Source organism: Micrococcus sp. LASM2_SD2, from assembly GCF_057364565.1.
The window spans coordinates 1-7,296 of the sequence record NZ_JBNFOB010000114.1; the positions used below are offsets into that span (position 1 = coordinate 1).

Here is a 7,296-nt window from a genome sequence, read left to right on the forward strand (position 1 = left end):
GCCCGCCTGCACGAGGGGCTCGGCTACCGCACTCCCGCGGAGGTCGAGGTGGCCTACACTCACGATCAGGACTCAGCGCCCGTTGCGTCCTGACCTCGGAACGAAACCCAGGGCGCTTCATCATGCCCCGCGTCAGTCCGAAGAACACGAGTGCGGCGGTGAAGGTCAGCACCGGCCAGGCAACGAGCGGAGCCACCAGGCCCCTGTGTCTGCCAGCACCCCGCCACCCAGTGCGGTCGCGGGCACACAGCCTGAATCGCTCCGGGTCTGGTGGTGGCTCTGATCCAACGGAAGGATGCCGAGCAGGCCCGCACCACGGAAGTACCCCGACGAGCTCCGCGAACGCGGCACGCGGATGACCCTGGAAGCCCGTCACGACCCTGCCACGAGGACCGGAGCATTCCGGCGCGTGGGAGAACAGCTCGGGATCGATCCCGAGTCGCTGCGCACCTGGATCCGCCAAGCCGAGATCGACCACGGCCACCGCCCCGGGGTCACGACCAGCCAAGCCGCCCGGGTGGCCGAGCTGGAGAAGCAGAACCGTGAACGACGGCGGGCGAACGCGATCCTGCGCTCGGCGCCGGCTTTCTTCACGGCGGGTGCATGAGGCCGACGACGGGGTCTACGGGGTCCGGAGGGTCCACGCGCCACTGCGGCGGGAGGGCCTGCAGGCGGCCGAATACACGGTGGAGCGGCTTCTGCAGGCCGCAGGCCTGCGCGGGGTCAGCCGCGCGAAGGCAGTGAGGACCACGGTCCCAGGCCACGGCCCGAATCACCGCCCGGATCTTCTCCAGCGAGACTTCGCCGCGGCCACGGAGTACATCGACTGGTTCAACCATCGGCGTGTGCACGGCGAGATCGGGCTGGACCTGCCGGTCGAGTTCGAAGACGTCGAACATCATCAGACCCCAATGTCGGCACCAGTCGGGACGGCACTGACGAGCCTCCAACTCACCCGGGGCACCGTGCATAAGCGTCAACGGACGGCTGGGGTCCACGTCCACTGCGTTCATTCGGGCCTTCAGGTCGGTGAGTGACGCATGCATGGTTGAGTCGTCATTCATGTCCGTTGCGCCCTGAAAGGCCAGCCCGGGACTCCCTTCTGCTGCTGCCTGGAGGAGAACTTGGGCTGCATTGTCCGCAGTGCCCTGAGGCAACCCACCATCGCAGGGCTGTTCGCCAGCACGGTCGCAGGCGGAAAGCGAATTCAGAAGAGCCGCACCGCCACTCAAGGAAAAATGTGTGCGACTCCTGCCGGGCGCGCTGTGAGTATTAGATTCTGTGGGCGAACCAGACCACGTCCATACCCTTCAGTCGAGTGAACGGTTTGTTCTTCGTATTGGATGTGTGATAAGTCAAATACGGAACATTTCTATTTTACGTGTAACAATCATTGCATGATTCATGACCTTTGAATTTTTGCCCTTGTACTGAAGGACATCGCCCGGTACCATACTGGAGACGTACCGAAGAGCAGTGGCTCGCTTTGATTTAACACGTGCGAAACGGTAGAAATTCTCGGCTCCACCCCATGTGTAGGATGCCTTCGGGAGGCCCGAGTTTCGGCCCCACCATGCAGAGTCCAATGTGTACCACCCGATGGCATGACTCCAGCCGCCAGCCCTCAAGGCTTGAGATACGAAATTGGTGCAGTCGTTGGCGTAATCTGTGGGGTAGGCACTATTTCGCCTGTCCCACCACGCCAATGCGTAATTCACGGACTTGGCCTTGGAGCTGGTGCTGAGGTGCAGAGGGGACTGCTGCAATGAGGTGGTGCCAGGCTGGGGTGGCTGCCCCGGCGCCGGATCCCCCTTGGGGGGAGCCGTGATCGGCTCTATGGGTGCTGTCCCGGCTGAGATTTCCGGTGATGCAGCGATCCCGGTTGCGCTGCCCTCGTTGAGAGGGTCCTCGGGATCGACGTCGTGCTCCGGGATGTCATTAGCGAGGTGCCATTCAAGATCGCGGGCCACCAATCCAGTGATTTCGCCTCGCGAGTTAAGTTCGACATGGTAGGGAATTACCTCTTCCCAGTCATCACTTTCCGGAAGTTCGGTAACATCGCGCAAGAAGTGAACATCATAGATGGCAATAGTTCTTCCATCTGGATTCACTTCAGTCTTGACATCGACAATATCAACGGCGACATTTTCGATTGAAACAAGTCCATCGCTTTCCTCGGCACCATCTCGTAGCTCTTGGGACAAGCTTGCCCAGTCGTTGACCGCAGTAGGTGTCAGTTTCATAAATTGCGCAGGAAGCTCTCCCTGGACTCCCCAGTTGTATTTCTCAGTCGACTCGAGTGAGGCGGCCAGACTTTCGCCGATTGCCTGAACTTGCTGAATGGAGAGCTGAGTTGTCGGCGAGTTCGGTGATGTGGGAGAAGGCCCTGCGGCGGTGGCTGTTGCTGAGGTTCCTGTAGCGAGAATCACGGCCGCAGTGACGGCGGCGGCGAGCTTCTGGCTTCTGACAAAGGGGCGCATGCTGACACCCTCTCTATAGGGGGGGGTCGTCTCCTAGACCCCAGATAGCTTGAATTGTATGTTTGGTGGGTGGCCGTCGGGATGCCCTGAAGATGATGTGGACAAAGGTGGACGAGACTCTGTACATAGGTCCTGGACCTACGGTCTCATTCCGGTTCTAGGTGCAATGAGCACCGCTGCGGAGTATAATCCCGCTGCCGTCCAGGACGGGGTCTCGACAACCCGGTTCTCAGCCCTCCCCGTCCCGCGGTGGCGCGAGAGCACACCGGCCACCTGAGGCCCCGTCCCTGCCGGGATCCCCGAGCGGCGACGTCACGAACACGGTGCCGGGCGTGCCGGAGGCGGCGGCGCCGTCGTCGTGAACTCCGGACGGCACCCGACTACCGCCGGTGGCCGCCGGAGGCGTTGCATGGTGCCAGCCGCCCGGCCCCGCGCAGCCCTGCCGAGGCCGGCCCCCGCACGAGACTCGGCGAAGGAGAACCGCATGAGCACCGCAGACACCCCCGGCGCCCCCGACTCCGGCACCCCCCGGCAGATCCTCTTCAACGCGTTCGACATGAACTGCGTGGCCCACCAGTCGCCCGGACTGTGGCGGCACCCGGAGGACCGGTCCCGCGACTACAACACCCTCGGCTACTGGACGCACCTGGCCCAGACCCTGGAGAGGGGGCTGTTCGACGGCCTGTTCATCGCCGACGTCCTCGGCCCGTACTCCGTGTACGGCGGCACCTCCGAGGCTGCGCTGCGCTCCGGCGCCCAGACCCCCGTGAACGACCCGTTCCTCCTCGTCTCCGCCATGGCGGCCGTCACCGAGCACCTCGGCTTCGGCGTCACCGCCGGCACCGCCTACGAACACCCGTACCCCTTCGCCCGTCGCCTCGCCACACTGGACCACCTCACCGGCGGCCGCGTCGGGTGGAACGTGGTGACCGGCTACCTGCCCTCGGCCGCCCAGAACATGGGCCAGGCGGACCAGATGGAGCACGATGCCCGCTACGACCACGCGGACGAGTACCTGGATGTCGTCTACAAGCTGCTCGAGAAATCCTGGGAGGAGGACGCCGTGAAGGCGGACCGGGAGTCCGGCGTGTTCGTGGAGCCGTCCCAGGTGCACGAGATCCATCACCGCGGCGAGTACTTCTCCGTCCCCGGCCACGCCGTCACCGAGCCGTCCCCGCAGCGCACGCCCGTGATCTATCAGGCCGGGGCCTCCACCCGCGGACGCGCCTTCGCCGGCAGGCACGCCGAGGCTGTCTTCATCAACGCCCCCACCCTCGAGCTGGCCAAGGGCACCGTGGCCAAGATCCGCGACGCTGTGGAGGCCGCCGGCCGCGACCGCCATGACGTGAAGGTCTTCGCCATGCAGACCGTGATCACCGCGGACACGGACGAGGCCGCGCAGGCGAAGTACGAGGACCTTGCCCAGTACGTGGACCCGGTGGGTGGGCTTGTGCTCATGTCCGGCTGGATGGGCATCGACCTCTCCGAGTTCGACCTGGACGAGCCGATCGGGGACGTGGAGTCCAACGCCATCCAGTCCACCGTGGAGACCTTCAAAAAGGCCTCCGGGTCGGACGATGAGTGGACCGTGCGCAGGCTCGCCGAGTGGGTCGGCATCGGCGGGTTCGGCCCCGTGACCGTCGGCTCGGGTGAAACCGTGGCCGAGGAGCTGATCCGCTGGCAGGAGGAGGCCGACGTGGACGGGTTCAACCTCGCCTACCACATCACCCCCGGCACCTTCGAGGACGTCGTGGAGCACGTGGTCCCCGCCCTCCAGGCCCGCGGCCGCTACAAGACCGCCTACACCCAAGGCACCCTGCGGCAGAAGCTGTTCGGCGCCGGGGACCGGGTGAAGCCGACCCACCGGGCCGCCCAGGTCACCCTGGACTGACCGGCGCCGCCGGCAGGCTCCCACGGAGCCTCCGGGCACGACGACGGACCCTCGCCTCCCGGCGGCGTCCCACCCCTGGCGGTGGGGCACCGCCGGGAGGCGCTTCCGACTGCCGGGACGCCCGCGGTGGGGTCCGTCCCGGAGACGGGGGCCACGGTTAGGCTCGGAAGGATTCTGAACGCGCTGTATCCGCGGGCCGGCTCCGGCCCTGCGACCCGACGGAAGGACCGATCCGAGATGACCGCACCGAGCCCGACCCCCACCGCCGCCCGGCCGTTTCGCGTGATCGGGCTGGCCTCGATGGCTGCGGCCGGAGCCCGCGTCCTCTCCGCCTGCGGCGGGGACGTCCCGGCCGGTGAGGCCTGGAACGAGGCCCGCACCCAGCTGCAGGAGGCCGAGTCGTTCCGCATCACCAGCACCATGTCCGAGCAGGGCGGGGACGCCGATAAGGGCGAGGACAAGGGCGGAGACGCCGACCAGGGGAAGCAGCCCACCTCCGGCACCTTCGACCTGTCCGGGTTCACCACGGAGCCCAACGCCGAGATGACCATGGAGATGACCGGCGGGGACATGGACATGACCATGGCCGTCCGTGAGGTCGGCGAGAAGGGCTACATCAGGATGGACGTCGCCGGCGAGGAGATGGACGAGCAGACCACGTCCATGCTGGGCCTCGGGGACAAGTGGATCGAGCAGGACATCCCCGAGGACGAGCGCGGCATGATGAAGAGCGTCCGCGACGACCTCATGGACGGCCTCCCGGCCGAGGGCGCGCTCGACGACGCCGACGCCGAGCGCCAGGAGGTCGACCGCGACGGTCGGAAGGCCTACCGCTACGAGGTGCCCGAGGATGTCGCCAAGTCCGCGGACGACAACAGCGAGGACACGAAGGACGAGGACGGCGAGGGCGCCGCGGACTCCGCGCTCAACGAGGTGGACATGTCCGAGCTGCAGGCCTTCCTCGTGGACGAGGACGGCCGGCTCGTGGCCCTTGAACTCAAGGACTCCGACTCGGACGAGACGACCGAGCTCGCCTTCTCCGACTGGGGCTCGGTGGAGAAGGTGGAGGCGCCGGCCGAGGAGGAGACCTCCTCCGGTCCGAGCGCCCCGGCCGAGGGCTGATTCCACACACACGAAGGGCCCCGACCGTGACGGTCGGGGCCCTTCGTCGCGCTGAGGCGCCGGCGGCTCAGCGCTGGCCGGCCGGGCCCTCGGCGGACATCGGGGTGGACGGGTCCGAAACCACGTCGGCGTCGGCCGAGACGGTGCCGTTGCCGGACACCGTGGACTTGGCCTCTCCCACCTTGTCCTGGACGGTGGAGGTCAGGTTCTGGACCTTGTCCGAGGACTTGGCCTGCTCCCACTTCTGGGTGGCCTGGCCCTGGACCTTCGAGACCTTGTCCTGGGTCTTCGGGTCGTTCCAGAACTTCTGGGCGTTGTCGGTCATCTTGTTGAGGTTCTGGCGGCCCTCCCGGGAGCCGAGGAAGTAGCCGAGGGCGGCACCGACACCAAGAGTGATCAGACGCATGTCCGTCTCCTTCTCTAGACGCTGTGGCCGTGGACGGCGGACCCGAGTGGCTCCGCTCTGGCGCCCACGTACCATTTATGCCCTACTCTCGCGGCACCCTCCGCGCCAGGTCAATGTCCTGGCGCGGATTCAGCCCAGGGCGTGCGCGGTCAGCCCGAGAACGTCCCAGGTGAGGCGACATGCAGAGTGGGCCTCACCACTCTTGCATGGTGGACGCGGTGGATCAGCTCGATCAGGACGCATCCGACCACCGCGATCCCCACGGCCGCCACGAGCAGGTCCGGGGACGGGACCTCCAGCAGGTGGTACCAGCGGGACCCCGGCACGGCCAGCACGAGCGCCAGCAGGGCGTACATGGACAGGACCAGGACGGCGGTGCGCTTCGTGAACGGGCGCGTCATCACCGTCAGCACCCACAGGCCCATCAGCGTCAGGGTCACCATGGCGGCCGCCTGCTGCTGGGGCTCGGCCACGGGGCCTGCGGCGAACCCGCGCACATAGGCGCCCAGGGCCACCATGCCCAGCAGGATCACCGTGCCCGAGGGGACGGCGAACAGCAGGGCCCGGCGCAGGAAGCCCGGCACGTAGCGCCGGGGATTGGACAGCAGCGCCAGGAAGAACGTCGGCAGGCCGATCATGAGGAAGTCCACGGTGGAGGCCTGGCGCGGCAGCAGCGGGAACTGCCAGAACAGCATGGAGAACACCACGCCGAACAGGGCGGCGTACGTGGTCTTCGTCAGATAGATGTGGGCCAGCCGCTCCATGTTCGCGATGACCTGGCGGCCCTCCTTCAGCACGGAGGGCAGCCGCGCGAACTTCCCGTCCAGCAGCACCAGACGGGACACGGCCTTCGTGGCCGGGGCGGCGTTGCCCATCGCGATGCCCAGGTCCGCGGACTTCAGCGCGAGGGCGTCGTTGACGCCGTCCCCGGTCATCGCCACCACATGTCCGCGGGACTGCAGGGCCTTCACCATGGCCTGCTTCTGCTCCGGCCCCACCCGGCCGAACACCTCGTGTGCGTCCATGATGTCCGCCAGCTCGCCCGGCTCCTCCGGCAGCTCCCGAGCGTCCACCGCGTGGCCGGTCAGCTCCATCCCCACCTCGCGGGCCACGGCGGCCACGGTGCGCGGATTGTCCCCAGAGATCACCCTGATCTGCACGCCCTGCTCTCGGAAGTAGCCCAGGGTCTCGGCGGCGTCCGACCGGACGTCCTCGGCGAAGGTCAGCACCGCCACGGGCCGCATCCCGGGCCGCAGCCGGTCCCCCGGGCCAGGGGGTGGTCCGTGCGGGCACAGCAGGATCGTGCGCAGCCCGGCGTCCGCCAGCTCCGCACAACCGGGGCGGAGAGCTGGTCGGCCGCCCGGACCCCGACGGCCTCCACGTCGATCAGCGCTCCG

The 7,296-nt window shown here is 67.1% G+C and carries 7 protein-coding genes; 4 read left to right on the top strand and 3 right to left on the bottom strand.

Going from position 1 to position 7,296, the window contains the following annotated elements:
* Positions 1-295: 295 nt before the first annotated feature.
* Positions 296-607: a transposase gene (locus AC2W7A_RS07355; RefSeq protein WP_485990780.1), complete on the top strand. Its 312-nt coding sequence runs from the start codon at positions 296-298 to the stop codon at positions 605-607.
* Positions 600-1,037: an IS3 family transposase gene (locus AC2W7A_RS07360; RefSeq protein WP_485990781.1), complete on the top strand. Its 438-nt coding sequence runs from the start codon at positions 600-602 to the stop codon at positions 1,035-1,037. The genes AC2W7A_RS07355 and AC2W7A_RS07360 overlap by 8 nt, the downstream gene beginning before the upstream one ends.
* A gap of 318 nt (positions 1,038-1,355) precedes the next feature.
* Here AC2W7A_RS07360 and AC2W7A_RS07365 read toward each other — a convergent pair whose 3' ends face one another.
* The gene (locus AC2W7A_RS07365) at positions 1,356-2,480 is read right to left on the bottom strand and encodes an amidase domain-containing protein (RefSeq protein ID WP_485990782.1); all 1,125 of its coding nucleotides are present in this window, start codon (positions 2,478-2,480) and stop codon (positions 1,356-1,358) included.
* Between the two features lie 484 nt (positions 2,481-2,964).
* Here AC2W7A_RS07365 and AC2W7A_RS07370 point away from each other — a divergent pair, with 484 nt between their 5' ends.
* Both AC2W7A_RS07370 and AC2W7A_RS07375 read left to right on the top strand, forming a co-directional pair.
* Positions 2,965-4,371 (top strand): LLM class flavin-dependent oxidoreductase, encoded by a 1,407-nt coding sequence (locus tag AC2W7A_RS07370; protein ID WP_485990783.1) that lies wholly within the window; start codon positions 2,965-2,967, stop codon positions 4,369-4,371.
* A gap of 237 nt (positions 4,372-4,608) precedes the next feature.
* Positions 4,609-5,493, top strand: coding sequence for a hypothetical protein (locus AC2W7A_RS07375; RefSeq protein WP_485990785.1), 885 nt, complete (start codon positions 4,609-4,611; stop codon positions 5,491-5,493).
* A 67-nt stretch (positions 5,494-5,560) separates the two neighbouring features.
* Here AC2W7A_RS07375 and AC2W7A_RS07380 read toward each other — a convergent pair whose 3' ends face one another.
* A complete protein-coding gene (locus AC2W7A_RS07380) occupies positions 5,561-5,899 on the bottom strand; it encodes a YtxH domain-containing protein (RefSeq protein ID WP_485990786.1) in 339 nt (112 codons plus the stop codon).
* 149 nt (positions 5,900-6,048) lie between these two features.
* On the bottom strand, positions 6,049-7,134 hold the full coding sequence (locus tag AC2W7A_RS07385; RefSeq protein WP_485990787.1) for an HAD-IC family P-type ATPase: 1,086 nt from the start codon (positions 7,132-7,134) through the stop codon (positions 6,049-6,051).
* Between the last annotated feature and the right edge of the window lie 162 nt (positions 7,135-7,296).